Origin of the sequence: Albidovulum sp. (assembly GCF_049646345.1) — a bacterium.
Classification (GTDB): Bacteria; Pseudomonadota; Alphaproteobacteria; order Rhodobacterales; family Rhodobacteraceae; genus Albidovulum.
The window spans coordinates 1-4,090 of sequence record NZ_JBARVQ010000219.1; the positions used below are offsets into that span (position 1 = coordinate 1).

Here is a 4,090-nt window from a genome sequence, read left to right on the forward strand (position 1 = left end):
TGATGGCGACACATGGAAGGCGGTCGATCCGGATCGCGCCAAGGATTTCATGGACCGGGCGCGCGCGGCCCGCGGGGGTAAATGATGCTCGAACGCCTGCGCCGGGACCTGACGGATCTCATGCTTATTCCCGGCCTCTCGGGGTACGAAGACCGGGTCCGCGACCACATCGCCGCGCGCCTCTCGGCTCTGGGGCTCGACAGCCGCGCAGACCGGCTCGGCAACCTGATCGTCACGATCGAGGGCGATCCAAAGACCCCGTCGGTCATGGTCTTTGCGCATATGGACCAGCTGGGCTTCATCGTCCGAAAGATCGACGATGACGGGTTGATCCGGGTCGAGCGGATGGGCGGCGTGCCGGAACGCGCATTGGCGTCTCAGGCGGTGCTGTGCTGCGTTGCGGAAGGGCGCGATGTGCCCGGCATCATCATGAACAAGGCCCACCACGCAACGACACCGGACGAGAAGTACCAAGTCGTTCGCGCTCCTGACCTGCTGATCGATACCGGCCATGGGTCGAAGGCAGCCGTCGAGGCTGCGGGCATCCGCATCGGCACGCCCATCGTCTATCGCCCGAACGTGCTGCCGCTGGCCGGGAACCGCATCGCCGGCACCAGCATCGACGACCGCGCCGGCTGCGCCGTGCTTGTGGAATTGGCAGGCAAGCTGGCAAAGCGCAAATCCGGCCCGACCGTGCATCTGGTCTGGTCGGTGCTTGAGGAATTCAACCTGCGCGGCGCGGCCGTGGCGGCGCAAAACCTGAACCCCGACATCGCGATCCAGATCGACCTGATGCTGGCAAGCGACACGCCCGACTTGGCCGACCGGGGCGATATGCAGCTAGGAAAAGGGCCCGGCATCAGCCTGTATTCCTTCCACGGGCGCGGCACGCTGAACGGTGTGATCCCGCACCCCTCTGCCGTGAAGCTGATGGAAGACGCGGCGGCCCGGGCCGGGCTCAACCTGCAACGCTCCGCACAGGTCGGCGTGCTGACCGATCTGTCCTATGTCCAGCTTCTGGGCGAAGGCGTCGTCTCGATCGACGTCGGTTTCCCGATGCGGCATTCGCATTCCAGCCTTGAGGTCTGCGACCTTGCCGACCTCGCCGGGTTGGCGACACTGCTCGACACCGCGCTCGGCCGGATCGACAAGACCTTTCCCCTGACCCGCTAGAGGACCCGATGACCCATACGCTCGGTATCGACATCGGCACGTTCGAATCCAAGGGCGTCATCGTCGATCAAAAAGGTGGAATTGTCGCCACCGCGACCTCGCCGCACAAGATGATCGTGCCGCAGCCCGGCTGGGCCGAACACCGCGCTGAAGAGGATTGGTGGCACGATTTCACCGTGATCAGCCGCAAGTTGCTGGCTGACTCAGGGATCGACCCCAGAGACATCAAGGCCATCGCCACCAGCGCCATCGGCCCCTGCATGCTGCCGGTCGACGCGGATGGCGCGCCCTTGATGAACGCCGTGCTCTACGGTGTCGATAGCCGTGCCGAGGCAGAAATCGACGCGCTGAACGCCCGCATCGGTGCTGACAGGATCCTGCAGACCTGCGGCAATGCCCTGACCTCGCAATCGGTCGGCCCGAAGATCCTCTGGCTGAAGAACCACCGGCCGGAGATCTTTGCCCGCACCGCGATGATCACCACCTCGACCACCTACCTCGTCCACAAGCTGACCGGCGAATATGTCATCGACCATTACACGGCGGCCAATTTCAGTCCGCTCTATGACGCTTCGGCACGGGACTGGACGCAGGATCTTGCCCCCGACATCATCGGCACCGATCGGCTGCCGCGCCTGATGTGGTCCACCGAGATCGCGGGAACCTTGACCAGCAAGGCTGCCGCCGAGACAGGGCTGGCCGTCGGCACTCCGGTCACCTGCGGTACGATCGACGCGGCGGCGGAGGCCGTTAGCGTTGGGGTTCAGGAGCCGGGTGACATGATGGTGATGTATGGGTCCACCATCTTCATCATCGCGCTGACCGAAGGCCGGGTGAATGACCCCCGCCTCTGGTACGCCCCGTGGCTTTTTGAAGGCCAGCACGCAAGCATGGCAGGACTTTCCACAAGTGGGACGCTGACGCACTGGTTCCGCGACCAGTTCGCGCGCGAGTTGCCAAGAGAGACGGCCTTTGAAGCCCTGACGGCAGAGGCCGCTGCCGCGCCGCCCGGTGCCAACGGCCTGCTGGTGCTGCCCTACTTCATGGGCGAAAGAACCCCGATCTACGATGCCCGCGCCAAGGGGACATTCTTTGGCCTGAACCTGACCCATACGCGCGGCGACATGTTCCGCGCGCTTCTGGAAGGCATCGCAAACGGCACTGCGCATGTCATCGAGACCTTCCGCGATACCGGTCAGAAGGCGACACGCATCCTTGCCGTTGGCGGTGGCGTCAAGAACCCGGTCTGGCTGCAGGCGACCTCTGACATTGCCGCGGTGCCGCAGGTCATCAGTAAAGAATCCATCGGCGCCAGTTATGGCGACGCCTATCTGGCTGCCCTTGCCATCGGCGCGGCAAAGCCGGGCGGCATTGCCAAATGGAACCCGGCCAGAACGCGGATCGAGCCGCGGGCGCTTGACGTCTACACCCGGCAGTATGCGCTTTTCAAACGCTTGCACACCCAGACCCGCGATATCGCCCATGCACTGGATGGGGGATCATGAAACCCCTGATCGACGCGGCGCTTGGCGATCTCGCCACCGTTCTTGACGCCATCGATCCGTCTGCGATCCAATCCGCCTGCGACCGTATCGCCGAGGCCGACAAGATTGTTCTATACGGCTGTGGCCGCGAAGGTTTGCAGCTGCGGGGTCTCGCGATGCGCCTGCATCACCTTGGGCTCGCCGTCTCCATGCAGGGTGACATGGCGGCGCCACCGGTCGGGGCCGGCGACCTGCTGATTGCGTCGGCCGGTCCGGGAGAGCTGGCCACCGTCACCGCCCTGATGCGCGTCGCCCGTGATGCCGGGGCCGAGGTGCTGTTCCTGACTGCAACGCCCGGCACACCCGCCGCGGCACTGGCAAGCGAGATCCTGACGATCCCGGCGCAAACCATGGCCACCGACACCGGCATGCGGGCGCAGTCGATCCTGCCCATGGGTTCCCTCTATGAAGGCGCTATTTTTGTCCTGTTCGAAGCCATGGTGCTGAGGTTGCGCGAACAGCTTGGCATCTCGCCCGAGGCGATGCGCGCCAACCACACGAACTTGGAATGACCGATGCGGTATGAGTTGATGCGCCCGTGCCAGATTCGCGATGCCATCGCCGGAAACACGCCTGTGGTGTTGCCTATCGGTGTGCTGGAATATCATGGCGAACATCTGCCGCTTGGCATGGACACGCTGGCCGTGACGCGCATCCTCGACCGGCTGGAGGCAGAGCGCGACCTGATCATCCTTCCGCCCTTCTTCTATGGTGCCGCGAGCCATGCGGTTGCCGGTCCCCTGGGCACCGGCAACCTGCATGTCGACGCGGGCCGGATCGCGCCGCTTGCCGAAGAGATGTTCCATGCGCTACTGCGCATCGGCTTTCGCAACATCCACGGGTTGATCCATCACCAGACCGAGAATTTTGCCCAGGGCATGCCGACCGACCTCGCCTTCCGTTTCGCCGGGCGGCAGGCGGTGTTCCGCTTCCTCGAGACCGAACGCGGTGAGGGCTGGTGGGGCGATGCCGCGATGCAGGATTATTATGCGCAGCAAGCCGCGGGCGATGATCCGTTCAACTGGATCCGGATCCATCCGCTGATGACGCCGGACATCATCGAGAGCTATCCGTTCGACCATGCCGGTATCGGGGAAACTTCCCTGATGCTTGCGCTTGCGCCCGAGACCGTCGACATGGCGCGGCTTGGAGACCAGCGCCCGTGGTACGTCGAAACCGCGACCCGAGCGAATGCGGAACTGGGAGAGCGCGGAGTAGCCCTGATCCTTGAGAGGTTGCGCCTGCTGTTCGGCTGACACTATCGCGCCAGCCGACCCGCGGGGGGCCAGCCCCCCGCCCCCCGGGATATTTCCCAACAGAAGAAGGGGAAGTGGATGCTATTTCACCGCGCCGGCGGCCATGCCCTTGATGAT

Annotated in this window: 4 protein-coding genes; all 4 read left to right on the forward strand. The window is 64.4% G+C overall.

Features of this window, described 5'->3' with window-relative positions; translation table 11 throughout:
* Positions 1-81: 81 nt before the first annotated feature.
* From WBB85_RS05310 to WBB85_RS05325, 4 genes are read left to right on the forward strand one after another with little or no spacing between them, the layout of a single operon-like run.
* A complete protein-coding gene (locus WBB85_RS05310; protein ID WP_432637587.1) occupies positions 82-1,173 on the forward strand; it encodes a M42 family metallopeptidase in 1,092 nt (363 codons plus the stop codon).
* Between the two features lie 8 nt (positions 1,174-1,181).
* Positions 1,182-2,678: an FGGY-family carbohydrate kinase gene (locus WBB85_RS05315; RefSeq protein ID WP_432637588.1), complete on the forward strand. Its 1,497-nt coding sequence runs from the start codon at positions 1,182-1,184 to the stop codon at positions 2,676-2,678.
* The gene (locus WBB85_RS05320) at positions 2,675-3,229 is read left to right on the forward strand and encodes an SIS domain-containing protein (RefSeq protein WP_432637589.1); all 555 of its coding nucleotides are present in this window, start codon (positions 2,675-2,677) and stop codon (positions 3,227-3,229) included. Before WBB85_RS05315 ends, WBB85_RS05320 begins: the two co-directional genes overlap by 4 nt.
* Positions 3,230-3,232: 3 nt before the next feature.
* Positions 3,233-3,973 carry a creatininase family protein gene (locus WBB85_RS05325; RefSeq protein ID WP_432637590.1) on the forward strand — a complete coding sequence of 247 codons (741 nt, stop codon included), beginning with the start codon at positions 3,233-3,235 and terminating at the stop codon, positions 3,971-3,973.
* Positions 3,974-4,090 lie beyond the last annotated feature (117 nt).